Origin of the sequence: Acinetobacter sp. XS-4 (assembly GCF_023920705.1) — a bacterium.
In the GTDB taxonomy this organism is placed as follows: Bacteria; Pseudomonadota; Gammaproteobacteria; order Pseudomonadales; family Moraxellaceae; genus Acinetobacter.
The window spans coordinates 3,095,698-3,114,309 of sequence record NZ_CP094657.1; the positions used below are offsets into that span (position 1 = coordinate 3,095,698).

The window sequence follows — 18,612 nt, forward strand, 5'->3', positions numbered from 1 at the left end:
TTTTCCAAAACATGTTCTAACTTAGAAACCGAACATTTTACGTTCTAATGGAATTTCAATCCCAATAGATGCACCTGCATCATTACCTTCTAGATCAGAATCACTTACCCAACCATTAATTTTTAATGGAAGATCAGGTTTGATGTAATGTGTCCAAGTTAAATCAAGGGCTTTAATTTCATCATCTTTAGGGAACGCTTTATTGATTGCCAAGTTAGATTGATTAACCTTAACCACCATTGCACGACCACTTAAACGGTTCATGACATCAAAGCGAATATCACCACCCACTGAATACATTTGCCCATCACCACCCATCGCGTGACCTAATGGGTAACCATGTTGGTAATAACCATCTTTATAAGTTGAATGAGCATAAGAGATACCTCTTACATCACCATTAGTACGTGTATCTGCCCATTCTGCATAAAGTTGATAAGGCAAGTTATTGTAGCTAGATGAATAGTCCACACCTGCTAAGTACATTTTCTTAGAAGGCAAACCGCCTGCTTCATCTTCACCTACATATTGTCCATAGATGCTAACTGGAACTTGGAATAGTGGTTGTAATAATAAGCGACCATCAAAGCCAGCAATTTGGTTTGATGGATCTGGCTCACCCGTTCCGCCATTATCTTTATTGCCGACAAATGCATCCCATAAAGAACTAAAACTTTCAGGACGTCCATCACCACCCCATTGAATCGCACGCGATGCGCCTAACTCAATATATGGTAATGGTTGTGCAGTTACACGCAAGCCAATTAACTTAGCATCTGGAACTGATTTATAGTCATCTAATTGACCAGCAAAAGCTTGATATTGCCAAGGCCCAATCCAAGATAACCATTTTGTATCAAAGGCATTTTGTACAGCACGTTGAGCCGTTACACCATAAACTGGGCGACTAGCATCACCACGAATTAAGCTACCATCATGGCCAGGCCCCCACCATGTTGGAATTTGACCCGCAACAACCCACTGATTCCAAAGTTTACCAGCAACATATGAGCCTTCAACATTCACATCTTGACCATTATCAATTTGTGGGTCTTTTTCTGCATTTACTCGGATTTTTGCATCCCAGTTTTCACCACCTGCATTAAACTCTAAAGAACCTTGATATTGAGCTTTTTGGTTATCACCAAATGCTTGCGGAATATTTTTGCTATCGGTTTCAGCAAAAGCACCCACTTTAACCGTATTGTTATCTGCTTTTAATGCATCAAGAACTGAATTAATAACTTTTTGTTGAGCTGGATGCGTCACTTGTGCTTGAGAGAGTGCTCTTTGGATTTCATCACCACTTAACGGCCAAGTTGAGGTGCTAATCTTGATAACACCTTGTTGATTCAACCAATTTAAGTCTGTACGTAAGTCCTCATTATTTAGCACTAAACCTTGTGCAAAAATAGCGGATGAAGCAGTTGCCAATATTGCAATTGAAAGTGTTTTTCTTAGAAACATGCCAGCCAATTCTCAAAGTTATTTATAAGCAACACCTTAAATTTTTTATCACAACTTTGCAATTGTTAAACTGTGCAATTACATTTTTTAACGCTATCTTAAGATTAGTATAGATAGGTAAGTTTTTGAGATATAAAAGTAATAAAAAAGGCAGTATAAATACTGCCTTTTTTGTCTTTAGAGCATTAACCTTCTTTACGACGCATGTGCGGGAATAAAATTACATCGCGAATACTTGGTGCATCAGCAAATAACATTACTAAACGGTCAATACCGATACCTTCACCAGCTGTAGGTGGTAAACCATACTCAAGCGCTTCAACGAACTCTGCATCATAATGCATTGCTTCATCATCACCAGCATCTTTCTCTGCAACCTGAGCTTGGAAACGTTCAGCTTGATCAATTGGATCGTTTAACTCGCTGAAACCATTTGCCAATTCACGGCCACCGATGAAAAACTCAAAACGATCAGTAATATGTGGATTGTCATCATTACGGCGAGCGAGTGGAGATGTTTCAGCTGGGTATTCAGTAATAAATGTTGGCTGACGAAGTTTAGTTTCAACAGTTTCTTCAAATACAATCGTTTGAAGCTTACCTAAACCAAAACCAGGCTTAACTTGTTCTTTTAATTCTTCACGAATAAATTGAGCAAGGAACTCACGGTCACCAACATTTTCAGGTGTAAATTGTGGGTTATTCTCTAAAATCGCATCAGACATAGAGATTTTCTTGAATGGTCCTTTGAAGCTAAATACTTCACCTTGGTAAGGCACATCAGTTGTACCTAAAATATCCAAGGCCAACTTTTCAAGCATGTTTTCAGTTAATTCCATCAAGTCTTTATAATCAGCGTAAGCTTGATAAAACTCGATCATTGTAAATTCAGGGTTGTGACGTGTTGAAACACCTTCATTACGGAAGTTACGGTTAATTTCAAACACACGTTCAAAACCACCAACAACCAAACGCTTTAAATAAAGTTCAGGTGCAATACGCAAAAATAACGGCATATCTAAAGCATTGTGATGTGTTTCAAACGGACGTGCAGATGCACCACCCGGAATCACATGCATCATTGGCGTTTCAACTTCCATGAAACGTTCATTGTTTAAGAATGCTCGAATACCTGCAACAACTTTGGCACGGATTTCAAAAGTTTTACGTGTTTCTTCATTCACAATTAAGTCAAGATAACGTTTACGATACTTAACTTCTGTGTCATTTAAGCCATGAAATTTATCTGGTAACGGACGAAGAGATTTTGTAAGAAGTTCAAAAGCTTCAAGGTGAACATATAAGTCACCTTTTCCTGAACGTCCGATATAACCTTCGGCAGCAATAATGTCACCAAGATCTAAACCTTTAATAGTCTCAAGAATATCTTTTGGTAAACCTTTACGGTCAACATATAACTGAATACGGCCTGTCATATCTTGAATAACCATGAAAGAACCACGGTTTAACATGACACGACCAGCAATTTTCACATAGACATGCTCAGCGCTTTCAATTTGTTCTTTCGACTGATCTTTAAATTGTTCTTGTAGATCAGCAGCGTAATGTTCACGCTTAAACGTATTCGGCCAAGGACTCTTTCCAGTTTCCTTCGCAACATCTTGGATTTGCTTTAATTTGGCATGACGCTGTGCAATTAAATCGTTTTCGGAAATAGTTGGTTCAGAAGTCGATTGAGCGTTTTGTTGCGTCATCTCTGCCTCGATTAAGTAAAAATTAAGTGCTATATCCTAACAGATTACGGGAGTTTTTCGAATGATTTCAATCAAACAAAATTGAAAAAAGACAATTTTATAAAACAAAACACCACTTTTTAAAGACAAAGTGACTTAGACCAATCGCTAAGATCATTTTTTAAAGCATTTAGTAAAATATAAAAAAATCCAAATAACCTCGATATTCGAAAGGCCCTATTTGCCTTTTATTTTATCAATGAGATTGTGTCGTAAATAATGAAAATTCTATTTTTACATGGCTTGGATTCTTCCCGTGAATCAACAAAGTTCCATGCCATTTTACATCCTGAAAAATTTTGTATTGACGTCGATTATCGTAACTTAAGTTATGCATCTGTTGAGTACTTTTACCATCAGGCTATTCAGACGATCAAACCAGATTTATTGGTGGGTCATAGCATTGGAGGCTATTGGGCTCTAAAAACCGCCGCTCAACATAAATTAGCTGTGATTGTGGCAAATCCAAGTCTTACGCCTAATTTTCGGGCAGACTACCCTCAGCTTTCTGAAGAAGAACTCATACTCTCTAATCCTAAAATGGCCTATTTAGAATTAGGAGATGAGCAACTTGATATGTATCAGGTTCAAGAAAAACTTGCTCCTTATATGAATATTGAAACTTTTGAAGGTGGACATCATCGCTTAGCCTATCCTTCTCGAATTAATGATCTGATTATAAAAATTTATAAAAAATATTTGGCCTAAACTTACATCGTTTGATTATTGAAAAACTGGTTTATACGTGAATAAAAGAAGCTCTATTTGGCTTCTGCCATTTTTTTAACCACATCGAAACCTTGAACGAAGCCACTTTTCAACATACCCATATATTCGGGCAAGGTGGCCAATTCAACTTTTAAAGTGGTTATATTATCTTTTTGGTTTAGAAAATATTTTTCTAAGGAACCGCTCCAACCTTTAACCTCTTCACTTTCTAAATCTTCTTTACCCTCCTTAATCATGCCTAAATGTTTAAAAATCAATATTTCCGGTTTTTGCATTTGTTCAATGGTAGAAACCATCCCATTTCCCTCACCATCAAGAAAATAAGTTTTTCCACCTATTTGCCAGTCAGTACGCATGGACGAATCTGGTGCAAAGAATTTCGTCCATGCGTTATATGTCTCGCCATTCCAAAGTATGTCCCACACTTTTTCTATAGGAGCATCAATTTCAACTTCATATACTAAATTTTCCATTTTTCACTTCCCTGATTTATACCGTCTGAAATGACAGCAAATTTTAATTTTCGGTTTTAATCATGACATTCTGTAGCGTCATAGTTTGTTGTTATTTAGCTTTCATATGAGATGAATCTTTTAAATGATGAGGACTCTTTATTTCATGATATTTTAAAAAATAAAATTAATTATAAGAATGCATTAGTTATTATTCGTTTATGGCCAAGTTTTGCCTAAATAACCAGTTATTTGTCCTAACCTGCCATTCATCTTTGCTTACGAATGATTAAACTCCGTTATTTACTTTACTTTGAATGTAGAACTGCGTAAAAATTTGATATCCGATCAAAGGCACATTGGTTATTATTGACCGGATCGTAGTTACATTATTAATAGATGGAATAGTTTTACTGAAAGGCAGCTTTGAGCAAACTTATCAGTGCGGAGAGTCTCATGAAAAAATATCAATGTATCGTTTGTGGATGGATTTATGACGAAGCGGAAGGTTGGCCACAAGACGGCATTGCAGCTGGAACAAAATGGGAAGATATTCCTGATGACTGGACTTGCCCTGATTGCGGCGTTTCAAAAGCTGACTTCGAAATGATCGAAATCTAAGAACGTAAAGTAAAAGGCCATGATAGACATGGTCTTTTTTACGAATATTACCAATCACCGTATTAAATAAAATTCTAACTCTGGAGAAAAAAATGCATCCTATCGTCATTATCGGATCAGGCATGGCGGGTTATACCTTAGCACGTGAGTTCCGTAAGCTTAGCCCAGAGCAAGAACTTGTGATGATTTGTGCGGATGATGCAGTGAACTATGCAAAGCCAACATTATCAAATGCATTTGCAGGTAAAAAAGCACCAGAGCAGATTCCATTAGGTGATGCTGCTAAAATGGGTACTCAACTCAATATGCGTATTGAGCCTTTTACTTTTGTAAAAGAGATTTTAGCTGAGCATCATGAGCTTATTCTAGAAAAAGATGGTGTAACGTCAAAGCAACCCTATTCAAAACTGATTTTAGCCGTAGGTGCTAACCCAATTCGCCTTGCAATTGCAGGTGATGGTAGCGATGACATTCATGTCGTGAACTCATTGATTGATTACCGCGCTTTCCGTGAAAATCTAGCTCAGCGCAAAGACAAACGTGTTGTTATTTTAGGTGCTGGTTTAATTGGTTGTGAATTTGCCAACGACTTACTGCATAGTGAATATGACATCACAGTGATTGATTTAGCTCCTCAACCATTAGGCCGTTTACTTCCAGGACATATTGCTTCTGCTTTTCAGCAAAATCTTGAGGAAGCTGGAGTAAAGTTTGCACTCGGAACCACGGTTGAAAAAGTAAGCAAAATTAATAATGGCGAAGACTATGCGATAACACTCGCAAACGGACAAACATTGGTTGCGGACCTTGTTCTTTCTGCGATTGGTTTACAGCCAAATATTTCACTTGCTAAAAGTGCGGATATTCAAACGAGCCGTGGAATTATTACCAATGGTTTACTGGAAACAAACCAAGCAGACATCTACGCAATTGGGGACTGCGCAGAAGTAAACGGTACTTTACTTCCATATGTAATGCCGATTATGCAGCAGGCTCGTGCCCTCGCAAAAACACTTAGTGGACAACAAACTGCTGTGCACTACCCTGCTATGCCAGTTGCAGTAAAAACGCCAGCAGCTCCACTCACAGTTTTGCCTGCTCCAGTTGATGTAGAAGTGAACTGGGAAACAGAAGAATTCGACGATGGTATGCTTGCCAAAGCAATTGACAATGAAGGAACATTGCGTGGTTTTGTATTGTTAGGTGCAACCGCAGGTAAACAACGCTTAACTTTAACTAAGCTTGTTCCAGATCTTATTCCAGCCCAAGCATAAGGTTTGTATCAGGAATACTCAGTTAGAGAGTATTCCTTTAAGGAATGAATAACATGAATAGCGCCTTACAGTTTAACATTTCACCATACACATCTTTCATGCAAGAAACCAAAGTCAACTTAGGCAATGGAATTGAGTTACATGTAGAAGTAGGTGGAAAGCCAGAACATCCAACCATTTTGCTAATTATGGGCCTTGGTGCCCAAATGCTTTTCTGGCCAGATTTTTTCTGTAAATCGCTGATTGATCAAGGATTTCGTGTTATTCGTTTTGATAACCGTGATATTGGACTTTCTTCAAAAGTACGCCATGAAGGTAAACGCTTAAATACTGTTAAATTGATGGGTCGCTTTGCCCTAGGGTTAACTAATCAGGGCGCACCCTATACTCTGCATGATATGGCAGACGATGTATCTATGCTCATTGATCGTTTAGGCGTGAGCAAAGCGCATGTGATTGGTGCATCAATGGGTGGAATGATTGCTCAAATTCTTGCAGCAAAATATCCAGAAAAGGTTGAGAAACTAGGGCTTATGTTTACAAGCAATAATCAGCCTTTTTTACCACCACCTTTTCCGAAACAACTTTTGAGTTTAATTGGTAAACCCGAGACGCGTGACGAAGAAGGTATTGTTAATCATAGTTTAAAACTATTTCAACTGATTGGTTCACCTGGTTATATCAACCAGATTGAAGCAATACAAACCGCGCGTAAGCTTTATCAACGTAGCTACTACCCTGCTGGTGTACTTCAGCAGTTTTTAGCAATATTATGTACAGGCTCCTTACTTCAACTGGACCGTAAAATTAAGCAACCCGCTTTAGTCTTACATGGCTCTCGCGATCGCTTACTTCCACCTAGCCACGGTAAGGCTGTAGCAAAAGCAATTTCCGGTGCTAAGTTTGAATTAATTGATGGAATGGGGCATGATATCCCTGCACATTTTATTCCACAGCTTAGCGGTTTATTTGCGCATCATTTTAAATCATCAGACTAGGACACTATGGCTGCATTACCCTCACTAAGACAGCTATCATATTTAGTTACGTTGTCGGAAACTTTGCATTTTACTGAAGCAGCACGCCGCTCTTTTGTCACTCAATCAACGTTATCAGGCGGCATCATGGAGCTTGAACGTTTATTAGGTGGCGTTCTGGTAGAACGTGATCGTCAGAATGTGCGTTTAACACCTTTAGGTGAACAAGTCGTTGCTCGCGCCCGTGTACTACTAGCAGATGCTCAAGATTTAATGCGTTTGAGCCGTGAAATGAGTGAGCCGTTAACGGGTGATTTGCATTTGGGTGTTATTCCAACAATTGCACCTTTTATCCTGACACGGTTACTTGATGAAGTGCATCAGCAGTTGCCTAAAATTCAGCTGCATTTGCATGAAGCACAAAGTGAAAAAATTGTAGAGCGTTTAGAACACGGTAATCTAGATATGATCGTTCTGGCTCTACCATTTGACACTAGAGGCCTAAAAGTCGCTGAAATTTCGAAAGAAAATTTGTATCTTGTGTGTAGTAAGCAAGATGCGAATGCTCTTCAAGCAAACTCTCTAGATGATCTTGATTTATCAAGATTAATTTTGCTTGAAGAAGGTCACTGTTTACGTGACCACGTTTTAAGTGCGTGCCCTATCGGTGAGCGTAAAAACGACAACCGTTTAAAAGCAAGTTCTTTACCAACGCTAGTTGAAATGGTTTCTTCTGATTTAGGCTTTACGCTTTTACCAGAAATTGCAATTGAAAATAGTATGATCAAGTTTAATGATCAGATTACTGCAAAACCAATTGAAGATGCACCGAGCCGTACTTTAGCGCTAGTGACTCGTAAAAGTACACCATTGCAAAGTGAGTTCGATGTGTTACTGCAAATTATGCAGAAAATCACCACAAGAATACATGAATAAAAAAAGGAGTCTTAGGACTCCTTTTTTTATTGCGGCGTTAAAGATGCCCACTTAAAAACCCAAGCAGATGACATATTCAAACTATTATCAGCAATAATTTTTTCTCTAATAATTTGTGCTATGGCATAGTCATTTGCAGGGTCTACCATGACGCGTATTCCTTTAGTCGTTGCACTGGTTACAACCTTGTAGCCTTTTGCTTCTAACTGCGACTGAACCGTACTTGCCTTATTTTGATTAGCTGCTAGCGCCACTTGTACCATCCATTTCTTTTCACCATTTTCCAAAATTTCTTTAGCGACAGCTGCATCAAGTTGCTTTTTACTGTCAAAATTTTTCTTTTCTTCTACTTTCTTGGTGCGGATATCTTCAATTTTCTTTTGAGCTGAAAACTCATCTTGTTTTGATTTTCTTTTTTGGATGATTATTTTTTTATTTTTCTCTCCACTTTTGTTAGCTTTATCATAAGAAGAATTTATAAAATAAGGATATATCGCTTGATCATCAAATCTTTGAAATACGATAATATCTCCATAACACTTCTGATCTGCGTAAGCGGTCACTGGTATTATCCCCAAAAGTATTTTAATAAGTAAACTTCTAATAAAGCATTGCATCTTATTCATTTACCAAAGTTAAGTATATTTAATGCGGCGTATTAAAGTAGATTTCTCGTGATTTGTATATTTTTAAAATTCAATGTTTTATGTAAAAAATCACATATTTTCAAAACATATTGCGGTGCTTCAAATTATTATCGTTTATCCAGCAACCATTTAGAAAAACTAACTAAATTACTTTGAATTTCAGTCAATTAAAAAAGCCGACAAAATGTCGGCTTTTATTTAATCTTACGAACTCATTATTTAATGATTTCCAATAACGCTCTTTGCGAATTATGTAATTTTTCGCCCTCTGCTGGCTCAGCACGAATCCAAGTACCATCACCTTGTAATAGCCATGCCTGTTGATTATCTTGTAAGTAGTTCACTAAACCTTGTTGGTAAATACGCTTTTTCAACGCTGGGTCTTCAACAGGGAAACATGCTTCAACACGATTAAATAAGTTACGATCCATCCAATCTGCACTTGAACAGTAAATACGTGCATCACCATTATTACTGAAGTAATAAACGCGAGTATGCTCTAGGAAACGTCCTACAATTGAACGCACCCGAATATTCTCTGACAAGTTAGGTAAACCCGGACGTAAACAGCAAATCGAACGAATGATCAGGTCTATCTGAACACCCGCCTGAGAAGCTTCATACAATTTATTGATTAACTGGACTTCAGTTAATGCATTTACTTTAACAATGATCTGAGCTTTACGTCCTGCTTTAGCATTGGCAATTTCTTCATCAATAAAGTTAATGAGCTGTGCATGTAAGGTAAACGGTGCATGTAATAGCTTTTTCAATTTCGCCATTTTGCCCATACCGGTCAACTCTTGGAATATACGGTGTACATCTTCACACAGATCTTTATCTGTGGTCATGAGACCATAATCCGTATAAATTCGGGCATTCATCGCATGGTAATTACCTGTTCCTAAATGAACGTAACGCACCAGTTTATTATTTTCACGGCGTACCACCATGATCATTTTGGCGTGGGTTTTATAACCTACGATACCGTAAACAACAACAGCTCCCGCTTCTTGCAAAACGTTTGCTACTTCAATATTTGATTCTTCATCAAAGCGCGCACGTAATTCAATGACTGCTGTCACTTCTTTTCCATTACGGGCAGCTTCAGCCAAAATTTGCACAATTTCAGAATCAGCACCACTACGATATAGCGTCTGTTTAATTGCTAATACTTGCGGATCACGTGCAGATTCGCGTAACAATTGAATAACTGGCGCAAAAGATTCAAACGGATGATGCAGTAAAATATCTTGCTTCTGCATTGCTGAGAAAATACTCTCAGTCTTTTTAAACACTTTAGGTACAACGGGTGTATGCGAGTCATAACGTAAATGAGGGCGTTTAAAATTTGAAACCAGACGAGCTAAGTTTACTGGACCATCAACTTTATATAATTGCTCATCGGTTAAATCGAACTCTTCAAGTAAATACTCATAAATATGCTGTGGACAATTATGAGTTACTTCCAAGCGAACTGCGCGACCAAAACGTCGAGAACTTAACTCACCTTTTAATGCTTTAGCTAAATCTTCAACATCTTCATTCAGTGCCAAGTCTGCATTACGTGTAACACGGAATTGGTAACACCCAGTTGCTGTCATTCCGGGGAATAAATCAGACACATGTTCATGAATAATTGCCGATAACATCACGTGATGCTCTTTACCACCTGTTAATTCGTCTGGTAGGCGTACAACGCGTGGTAATGAACGTGGTGCAGGCACAACAGCCAAATCAATTTGACGACCAAAAGCATCTTTACCTTCAAGGGTAATAATGAAATTCAAGCTTTTATTAACAAGTCGAGGAAACGGATGTGCTGGATCTAAACTAATTGGTGTTAGGACAGGTGCGACTTGTTCTTGAAAATATTTTTTTACCCAAGCAGATTGGGCTGGAGTTAACTCACCACGACGTAGGAAGCAAATATCTTCTTCACGTAACTTAGGTAAAATTTCCTCATTTAAAATCCGATATTGACGCTCAATCGCAGCATGAGCAGTTTCAGAGATTTTTTGTAAAACCTGTCTTGGGGTAAGACCATCAGGGCTACGACTTTCATTGCCTAGAGAAAATTGCTCCATCACCCCCGCAACACGAATTTCAAAAAACTCATCGAGATTACGCGAGAAAATGAGCAAGAAATTCATTCGCTCAAGCAATGGATGTAAAGGGTCTACCGCTTGCTCCAATACACGCAAATGGAAATCAAGAATAGACAATTCACGATTTATATAACGGTCATTATAACTGTATTCTATTGGGGTCGTTGTTGCTGTAATCGCTGTATTCATGTCTAACTCTATTCTCTATCCAGCCAAAATCTCTATAAACCAGTATGCTGCAAAAATATGACAATTTGGTAAAAACTAAAAAATTAACACATCTTTAAAACAGCATTATTCAGGAATCTGGGTGCCATTCATATAACGTAAAATAACGCGTTTTCGATATTGTAGTTTATGATCGTTACGGTGATCTTGATAATATTTCGGATCTGGCAATAAAGCGGCTAAGAAAGCGGCTTGTTCACGCGTTAAGCTTTTAGCACTTTTACCATAATAATGATGAGCGGCTGCTTCAACACCATATAGATTTTTGCCGAATTCAACCGAGTTCATATACACCTCAAGAATTCTGCGTTTTGACCACATCCGTTCCATCATCCAAGTCGCGACTGTTTCTTGACCTTTACGAATAAATGAACGCTTATTGTATAAAAACAAGTTCTTTGCAAGCTGTTGAGACACCGTAGAACCGCCAGCAACTACTTCACCCTCTTCATTATTTCGCTCAAGGGCAAAACGGATACCCTGCCAGTCAAAACCATGATGATGGATAAACTTTGCATCTTCACCCGCTAAAATCGCATGTTTGAAATTGTCGCTAATATCATCATAGTCAAGCCACTGATGGACAATTGGCTCAGATGTATCAGACCAATAATCAATTCGCATGAACATGGTGGTATCCACTTCATGTGTCCGCCACCAGACCAAACTCGAAAAAATCCAAAGTTGAATAAGGAGAATCGCCCCAATAAAAATTAACAACACGCGAACAATAAAAGCTTTCATGTTCGTCCTGATCTCCTGTATTCAACTTTTTTCATGTTAAGCTGTAAAGCATGTTCATATATAACAAAAGCATAGCATGACTCAATATCAGCCTCCGCACATTAATCGTAAACTCAATGTACAAACTTGGTGGCTGACCGCCCTGCTCATTGCAATCAATGTAGGTTTGTTTGTCTGGCAAATTCTATCTGGCGTCGATATTAGTGATCCAGCCATGAAAGATGCTATTCATTGGGGAGCTGATTTTACACCACTTACTTTTTCTGGGCAGCCCGAACGTCTATTTACCAGCATGTTTTTTCATTTTGGTTTAGTTCATCTCATGCTCAATATGTGGGCCTTATATATTTTCGGTAATGTTGCCGAGTCACTATTTAGTCGCTTCTATTTTATAGGCATGTATTTACTTGCTGGTTTATTCGGGAGCCTTTTAAGTAGTTATATGACCATTCAAAATGGACATGAATTACTGCAACATTTCGACCAGAGCTTACTTCCCCATGTCAGTGCAGGTGCTTCGGGTGCCGTGATGGGATTAGGTGCTGCGTTAACAGTACTTTCCTTATTTCCACCGCTTCCGCATCAAGCTTATATACTCGATAAAAAAGCACTGTTAATGATTATGGCAATTAACCTTATTTTTGGTTTTGTCGCAACGGGTATTAATAATGCCGCGCATATTGGCGGCATGGTTATTGGAGCATTTCTAGCACTGATGTGGTACTTAAGCTACGTCAGTAAGTTTAAAAATGTGCTCAAGATTTTAGGCTTATTAGGCGCAGTAATCATTACGGGTGGTTTTTATATGTACTGTGTACAACTTAACTCACCTTTACTTCCACTATGGCATGAAATCATCATCCAAAACCCCGGAATTATTCCGTAAGTTACAGCTGATTTAATTCCCTTAAGCTTTGTAAAGGCGGTAAGTTGCAAAGGTAACCGAGTCGATAACGACCAATCAGCGCGCAAACGAACATCATGCCAAGGGGTAAAATCAGCCATATTTCAAAATGCCACTGTATTGCCATATTCATTTTATAACTAGCAATCGCACTAATCACTTCCGCAAAACAGCAGGCCACTATGCCTGCTAACAGACCAAGAAACCCAATTTCAAAACTAAGCATCTGCTTCATTTTATTTTTAGATAAACCAAATGAGCGTAGTAAAGCAACCTCACGGCGTCGCTCGTCCATTAATAGGTTTAAACATGCGATCAGTACTAATACGCCTGAAAACCCGACTAAAGCTGCTAGTACAGTCACAATTTTGACCAAGACATTCATTAAGCGTTTTACTTCATCTAAAATTCGATCAACATCAATAAATACTGTATTTGAGAACTGCTGAATAATATTGATCATTTTGGGTTGGTCTTGCTTAGGTACATAAAAACTGCCTAAATAACTTCCAGCATTTTCATCTAAAGTTTTCGGTGAAAAAATAAAGAAAAAGTTAGGGCTAAAGCTTTCCCACTCTACACTCCTGAAATTCACAACTTTGGCTTGTAATGTACCTTCAGGCAAGCTAAAGGTCAGCTTGTCTCCAATTTGGATTCCTAAACTTTCGGCAGTTTTATTTTCGACTGAAACTTGCCCCACGCCATTAAACTGGGTTTGTCCTTTTGTAATGGCATTGTCATTCGGCAATTGATTCGATTGCGTTAGATTTAACTCACGGCGCAAAGAATTATTTTGTTTTATGGCTTCTTCTGAAAAAGGGACATCATTCTTTGCTATCAGTCGACCTCGGATATTTGGATAGAGCGGCGTGCTTTGCCAACCATGTAGCTTTAATTGTTGCTCAAAAGGTTTTAAATCGAATGGAGGTAAACCATATACAAATTGATTAGGCGTTCCTTCAGGAAGCTGTTGCTGCCAACGTTGTAATAAATCTGTTCTTAATACGCTTAACACTGTAATGAGGCTTAAGCCTAAAGCCAGTGCAGTAATTTGTAAGGCACTTTGCGAGGGTGAGCGAATATAAAAAGACAAACGATTTTTCATCTTTTTTAAACTACGAAGTAAGAACCAAACAACGGTATAGAGCAAAATACAAAGAACGATAATTGCAGCCAAAACCATAATGCTGAGCATCAAGTTTTCACTCAACACCAAACTAAAAACAATCAGGCTACTAATGCCAGCAAAAAACATAAAGAATAATGATTTTCGAGATTTGGCTTCTTCTCGAATCACCCGAATTGGAGGTGTATTTAAAAGCTCCCAAATACTTGGCAAAATAAAACCAAGTAGCACAATCACACTCGTAAAAATAGCAATTGGTAAAGGCCCAAGTAAAAGTGGTATTAGCGAAAAATTTAACTCTAATTGAGGAATCAATTGCAGCATAAGTTGCAGCAAGCCATAACCCATTATCAACCCTAAAAGGCTGCCCATCACAATTGAAATCGCACTGACAATACAAAGCAATCCAATATAGGCCCATAAAATTTGGAACTTACTGGCTCCTAAGCATCTGAGAAGTGCAATATGATCTTGGTTCTGCTGAACATATCTTTGACTCGTTAAAGCAATGGCAATCCCACATAACAAAATCGTTAAAATATTGGCTAATTGCAAAAAAGTATCTAGGTTTTCAAGCGGACGTAACAACCTACTGTTCGATTCACTCGCATCACGTAAACGCAAGCCTGCCGTTTCATCTGATTCTTTAGAAGGTTGATGCTGTTGCTTAAATTGCTTTGAAAATGCCTGAACTTGTTCAGGTTGACCAGACATTAACAGTCGATAATCGATTCTACTGCCAGTTTGAATCGCATGAGTTTTAGCAATATCGGCCTGATGAATAATAACCGTTGGAGAAAAACCTGAAAAACCGAGTTCTTGATTTGAATCACGCACAATCACGCCACTAAAACGAAAGGTACCGTCAGCAATAGAAACAGTATCTCCCCTTTTTACTTTCAGTAAGTCCGCTGCTCTTTGACTTAGCCAGACTTCACCTGATTGAATCGCTTGAGTTTTTGGCGCAATTTCAAGCTGACCTCTGAGTGGAAACGCAGGTTCTATTGCCTTTACATTGACCATGACAAACTGATCTTGAGTATGAGCCATAGAACTAAATAGAGTGACATTGGTTTGCTTTAAACCAAGCTGCTCTGCTGTTCTTTTCCATGGCTGCTCAATAGGTTCATTATTCGACAAAACTAAATCAGCACCTAGCATTTGCGAAGCTTGCAGACTAACTGCATTTTTAACTTGGTCGTTACTAAATTTCAGGGCTGTGGTTGCACTAATCGCAAGCGATAGAGCAATAATGAGTAGATATAATCCACCCGTACGAAAACTTTGTAGCAAAAGTGGTTTTAGAAGATTACGCATAATTTAACCACCCTGTACTGTCTTTAGTCGGCCATCATCTAACTCAACATGGCGCTGACAAAGAGCAGCCAAATTACGATCATGGGTCACTAAAATCAGAGTCGTACCTAACTCTCGGTTTAAATCAAAGAGCAAACTTTCAATTTCTTGTGCTGTCTGACCATCTAAGTTTCCTGTCGGTTCATCCGCAAAAATAATCTGTGGTTCTGCAATAAGAGCTCGTGCAATCGCCACGCGTTGTTGCTCCCCTCCAGATAAGACTTTAGGTGTTTGTTCAACTTGACGACTAAGACCTACTCGATGCAACCAATCTAAAGCTTTTTTCTCGGCGGTTTTATAATCAAAATCTTTACGTAATCGTAAGGGCAACATTACATTTTCAAGTGCACTCAACTGAGGCAAGAGTTGAAACGACTGAAATACGAAGCCAATATGCTGCATTCTGATTTGGGCGCGTTGCTCCTCTGTTAGCTGATGAACAGCTTGACCGCACAACCAAACTTCGCCTTCAGACGGTTGATCTAAAGTTGCCAAAATTCCCAACAATGTTGATTTACCTGAGCCAGAACGCCCAGTGATTGCCACCTGCTCCCCTTCAAAAATTTCTAAATCGATATCTTTTAAAATCGTAAACTGATTTTGGTTAATCTGAATAGTTTGTGTAACTTGATGGGCAGCAATGATGGGTTGTGGCATGATGTAAAAAGTCCTATGTATTCAGAATCAGGGTCGAAGTACAAATGTCTAAATCTTTTTTGATTGGTTCTAAAAGCATCATGCTCATCTCATTAAGTATGCTGCCTATGCTTGTATCGGCGAAAACTATTTTAATTTTAGGAGATAGTATTAGTGCCGGTTACGGAATTGATCCCAAACAAGGTTGGGTACAATTACTGCAAAAACGCTTAGACCAACAGTATCCCAAACAACATAAAGTGGTCAATGCAAGTGTTAGTGGAGAAACAACCAGCGGTGCTTTAGCCCGATTACCTAAGTTATTACAGACTTATAAGCCAAATGTGATCGTGATTGAATTAGGTGGAAATGATGGCTTGCGTGGTCAACCACCTCAAATGATTCAAAAAAATCTGGATCAGCTCATTCAATTAAGCCAGAAACAAAAAGCCCAAGTTATTCTTTTTGGCATGAAAATTCCGCCAAATTATGGGGCTGCCTATAGCAAAGCTTTTGAAAATAATTATAAAGTTGCAAGCCAAAAATATCAGGTGAAATTACTACCATTTTTTCTTGATGGAGTCGCTGGTCAAAAACAGCTTATGCAAAATGACTTGATTCATCCCAATGCTCAAGCACAGTCAAAATTACTTAATTTAGCTTATCCATATATAAAAGGTGCCCTGTAGGCACCTTTTATCTTTAAGCATTATTTTTAATATAATCAGAAATCAAAAAAGGTTACTTCACCAGTTTCTAGTGAATATTCTGCACCAACAACAATCAACTCACCTTTCGCAATTAGGCTCTCTAACACAGCCGAACCATGACGTAATTGATTGACCGAAGCAAAAACGTTTGAACGTACCGCATGACATGAAAGTTTTTTCAAATCATTTTTTAAATCAGTCTGCATTAAAATTTCAACTGACGGACGAACACGGTTCACAATCGACATTAAGTTAGATGATGGTGGGTGATCAGGATTCATTAACGTATCAATTGTTGCTTGAATAGCGCCACAATGGCTATGCCCCAATACAACAACAACTGGACAATCATAACGCTCTGCCGCGAACTCAACACTACCGACTTGTGAAGGAGCAACCACATTACCAGCAACACGAATCACGAATAAGTCACCAAGACCTTGATCAAATACCATTTCTGCTGGAACACGTGAATCTGAACAACCTAATACAATCGCAAACGGATTTTGATCCTTTGCCAGTTCAGCACGTTCATGATGCGATAAGGTTTTTGCAAGGGAACTATTTCCATTTACAAATCGTTGATTACCAGCTTTCAGACGATCTAAAACTTCTTGCGCAGTAGGCATTTTATATTTCCATTGTTTTTTCAAGGTTGGAAATCATTTTAATGTGTCAAAATTTGAATGTCACTGACAAAAAATTAAATCCTTTTCCATGAAAAATTTTAAAAATACGTTCTCTATTTAAATGGAATGTTTATCGCAAATTCCTTACTGTTTAGCGAAAAAATAGACATACTTTGGTTCTCGGATTGACTATAATTTTTCTCCTTTTGATCATTTGGCAAATGACTCATTGGCAAAGTTTTTCAATAATTTTCAAACTCGCTTATGCCTCAAGGATGAAATCTTATGACGACGCTGTTTGTATCAACCAAAACAACCATAAAGAAAACAGCTATGGCACTTGCCTTGGCTTGTAGCCTTACAACAATAACAGGTGTTTTTCAGACGCAAGCAGCTGATACGATGGATATAAACTTTCAGAATATTTTACAGCAAGAGCGTAGTTGGGCAGGTTTACAAAGTAAAAGTTTAAAAGTTGGCGAGGTTACATGGTCATATAGTGAAGGTGGTTCTACGACTAAACCGACATTGCTTCTTATTCATGGATTAGGAGGGAGTCGTGATAACTGGAACCGAGTTGCGCGTTATCTCACAGCAAATTACCATGTTATTATTCCAGACTTACCGGGTAGTGGTGAAACCATAGTTGCACAGGATTTCGACTACTCAGTACCTAATCTTGCCGAAAAGTTACGTCGATTTGTTGAAGCTGCAAATTTAAAAGGGCCAATTCACATTGCTGGCCACTCACTTGGTGGTTCAATTGCCCTACTCTATGCTGGACAATATCCTTTTGAAACCAAAAGTCTATTCTTGGTTGATAGTGGTGGTATTTTCCGTTCTGCAAATACAATTTATTTAAAAGATCCAGCCTACTTAAAACAACTTTTAGTATCTAAAAAAGGTGACTTTAACTATTTGTTAAAGCAAACCATGTTTAATCCTCCATTTATTCCTAAAGAATTTCTTCAAGCTCAAGAAAAGCTCATGATTAATCAGGCACCTCAAACACAAAAACTGGTTGATCAGCTTATTGCCCTCAATAAAGTCTACACGCCAGATTCATTTGCAGTGCTCACTAAGACAATCGATGCACCGACACTGATTTTATGGGGTAAGCAAGATAAGATTATTAATGTTGAAGTAGCAAGTGAACTAAAACGACTTTTAAAAAATGCCCAGCCTCCCGTTATTTTAGAGAATGTCGGCCATATGCCAATATTGGAAGCTGAGCAACTGGTTATTCAACAATATGTACCGTTTTTACTTAAAGTAGAAACAAATCAGTCTTCAAAAACGACTACACCTTAAATA

18 protein-coding genes are annotated in these 18,612 nt (G+C 38.3%); 9 read left to right on the plus strand and 9 right to left on the minus strand.

Translation table 11 applies throughout. From position 1 onward, the window contains the following. Positions 1-21: 21 nt before the first annotated feature. Together MMY79_RS14385 and lysS are read right to left on the minus strand one after the other, a co-directional pair. Positions 22-1,467: a capsule assembly Wzi family protein gene (locus MMY79_RS14385; RefSeq protein ID WP_151743947.1), complete on the minus strand. Its 1,446-nt coding sequence runs from the start codon at positions 1,465-1,467 to the stop codon at positions 22-24. Between the two features lie 185 nt (positions 1,468-1,652). Then, positions 1,653-3,182 carry a lysine--tRNA ligase gene (gene lysS / locus MMY79_RS14390; RefSeq protein ID WP_252609674.1) on the minus strand — a complete coding sequence of 510 codons (1,530 nt, stop codon included), beginning with the start codon at positions 3,180-3,182 and terminating at the stop codon, positions 1,653-1,655. Between the two features lie 258 nt (positions 3,183-3,440). Between lysS and MMY79_RS14395 the strand changes: the two genes are divergently transcribed. Next, a complete protein-coding gene (locus tag MMY79_RS14395) occupies positions 3,441-3,929 on the plus strand; it encodes a YqiA/YcfP family alpha/beta fold hydrolase (protein ID WP_252609675.1) in 489 nt (162 codons plus the stop codon). Between the two features lie 53 nt (positions 3,930-3,982). Here the strand turns inward: MMY79_RS14395 and MMY79_RS14400 are convergent, their stop codons facing one another. Continuing rightward, positions 3,983-4,423 (minus strand): SRPBCC domain-containing protein, encoded by a 441-nt coding sequence (locus MMY79_RS14400; RefSeq protein WP_252609676.1) that lies wholly within the window; start codon positions 4,421-4,423, stop codon positions 3,983-3,985. A 435-nt stretch (positions 4,424-4,858) separates the two neighbouring features. On the opposite strand from MMY79_RS14400, the gene rubA reads away from it, so the two are divergent. The 4 genes from rubA (at position 4,859) to oxyR (ending at position 8,210) form a co-directional block, all read left to right on the plus strand. Beyond that, entirely contained in the window at positions 4,859-5,023 is a 165-nt protein-coding gene (gene rubA / locus MMY79_RS14405) for a rubredoxin RubA (protein WP_000760495.1), read from the plus strand. 92 nt (positions 5,024-5,115) lie between these two features. After that, complete coding sequence (gene rubB / locus MMY79_RS14410; RefSeq protein ID WP_252609677.1) at positions 5,116-6,297, plus strand: rubredoxin reductase RubB; 1,182 nt, start codon at positions 5,116-5,118, stop codon at positions 6,295-6,297. A gap of 53 nt (positions 6,298-6,350) precedes the next feature. Continuing rightward, positions 6,351-7,295 (plus strand): esterase EstB, encoded by a 945-nt coding sequence (estB, locus tag MMY79_RS14415; protein ID WP_252609678.1) that lies wholly within the window; start codon positions 6,351-6,353, stop codon positions 7,293-7,295. 6 nt (positions 7,296-7,301) lie between these two features. Next, positions 7,302-8,210: a LysR family transcriptional regulator OxyR gene (gene oxyR / locus MMY79_RS14420; protein ID WP_252609679.1), complete on the plus strand. Its 909-nt coding sequence runs from the start codon at positions 7,302-7,304 to the stop codon at positions 8,208-8,210. 26 nt (positions 8,211-8,236) lie between these two features. On the opposite strand, the gene MMY79_RS14425 is transcribed toward oxyR, so the two are convergent. Beyond that, positions 8,237-8,827 carry an SPOR domain-containing protein gene (locus MMY79_RS14425; RefSeq protein ID WP_252613530.1) on the minus strand — a complete coding sequence of 197 codons (591 nt, stop codon included), beginning with the start codon at positions 8,825-8,827 and terminating at the stop codon, positions 8,237-8,239. 57 nt (positions 8,828-8,884) lie between these two features. On the opposite strand from MMY79_RS14425, the gene MMY79_RS14430 reads away from it, so the two are divergent. Next, on the plus strand, positions 8,885-9,013 hold the full coding sequence (locus MMY79_RS14430) for a hypothetical protein (RefSeq protein WP_252609680.1): 129 nt from the start codon (positions 8,885-8,887) through the stop codon (positions 9,011-9,013). A gap of 59 nt (positions 9,014-9,072) precedes the next feature. On the opposite strand, the gene ppk1 is transcribed toward MMY79_RS14430, so the two are convergent. Both ppk1 and mtgA read right to left on the minus strand, forming a co-directional pair. Beyond that, positions 9,073-11,154 carry a polyphosphate kinase 1 gene (ppk1, locus tag MMY79_RS14435; protein ID WP_252609691.1) on the minus strand — a complete coding sequence of 694 codons (2,082 nt, stop codon included), beginning with the start codon at positions 11,152-11,154 and terminating at the stop codon, positions 9,073-9,075. Positions 11,155-11,259: 105 nt separating this feature from the next. Continuing rightward, entirely contained in the window at positions 11,260-11,937 is a 678-nt protein-coding gene (gene mtgA / locus MMY79_RS14440; RefSeq protein ID WP_252609693.1) for a monofunctional biosynthetic peptidoglycan transglycosylase, read from the minus strand. 76 nt (positions 11,938-12,013) lie between these two features. Here mtgA and MMY79_RS14445 point away from each other — a divergent pair, with 76 nt between their 5' ends. After that, positions 12,014-12,823, plus strand: a complete 810-nt coding sequence (locus MMY79_RS14445) for a rhomboid family intramembrane serine protease (protein WP_252609695.1) — start codon at positions 12,014-12,016, stop codon at positions 12,821-12,823. A 1-nt stretch (position 12,824) separates the two neighbouring features. Here MMY79_RS14445 and MMY79_RS14450 read toward each other — a convergent pair whose 3' ends face one another. Beyond that, positions 12,825-15,284 carry an FtsX-like permease family protein gene (locus MMY79_RS14450; protein ID WP_252609697.1) on the minus strand — a complete coding sequence of 820 codons (2,460 nt, stop codon included), beginning with the start codon at positions 15,282-15,284 and terminating at the stop codon, positions 12,825-12,827. Between the two features lie 3 nt (positions 15,285-15,287). Continuing rightward, positions 15,288-15,980, minus strand: a complete 693-nt coding sequence (locus MMY79_RS14455; protein ID WP_005303339.1) for an ABC transporter ATP-binding protein — start codon at positions 15,978-15,980, stop codon at positions 15,288-15,290. Between the two features lie 44 nt (positions 15,981-16,024). Between MMY79_RS14455 and MMY79_RS14460 the strand changes: the two genes are divergently transcribed. Continuing rightward, positions 16,025-16,648 carry an arylesterase gene (locus tag MMY79_RS14460; RefSeq protein WP_252609699.1) on the plus strand — a complete coding sequence of 208 codons (624 nt, stop codon included), beginning with the start codon at positions 16,025-16,027 and terminating at the stop codon, positions 16,646-16,648. Between the two features lie 35 nt (positions 16,649-16,683). Here MMY79_RS14460 and MMY79_RS14465 read toward each other — a convergent pair whose 3' ends face one another. Then, positions 16,684-17,298, minus strand: coding sequence for a carbonic anhydrase (locus MMY79_RS14465; protein WP_252609702.1), 615 nt, complete (start codon positions 17,296-17,298; stop codon positions 16,684-16,686). A 285-nt stretch (positions 17,299-17,583) separates the two neighbouring features. Here MMY79_RS14465 and MMY79_RS14470 point away from each other — a divergent pair, with 285 nt between their 5' ends. Continuing rightward, positions 17,584-18,609, plus strand: a complete 1,026-nt coding sequence (locus MMY79_RS14470) for an alpha/beta hydrolase (RefSeq protein ID WP_252609704.1) — start codon at positions 17,584-17,586, stop codon at positions 18,607-18,609. Positions 18,610-18,612: the final 3 nt, after the last annotated feature.